This window comes from Paraburkholderia sp. SIMBA_053, assembly GCF_046534895.1.
GTDB classification, from domain to species: Bacteria; Pseudomonadota; Gammaproteobacteria; order Burkholderiales; family Burkholderiaceae; genus Paraburkholderia; species Paraburkholderia caledonica.
The window spans coordinates 1-247 of record NZ_JAWRXU010001363.1; the positions used below are offsets into that span (position 1 = coordinate 1).

The window sequence follows — 247 nt, forward strand, 5'->3', positions numbered from 1 at the left end:
GCCACACGTCGTTGAGCTGCCAGTACAGCGAGCCCATCGTGTACGGGCGGCTGGCGCGGTGGTGCAGGGCGGCCAGTTCGATGCCTTCGGCCTGCGCCGCCTGGCCCAGGTAGATGAAATCGGCGAAGTCCTTCGGCTCGCCGAATTCCATCGCCACGTAATGCATCAGCCGCTCGTTGCCCTTGCCGGCGAGGAACTTCTGGTGCGCCTCGATCACCGGGGTGGCCACGCCCTGCTCATCGCGCGG

At 67.2% G+C, this 247-nt stretch carries 1 protein-coding gene; it reads right to left on the minus strand.

Annotated elements, in window-relative coordinates:
- On the minus strand, window positions 1-229 hold a 229-nt coding region (locus SB753_RS40060), incomplete at its 3' end, for a hypothetical protein (protein ID WP_410805551.1).
- Window positions 230-247: the final 18 nt, after the last annotated feature.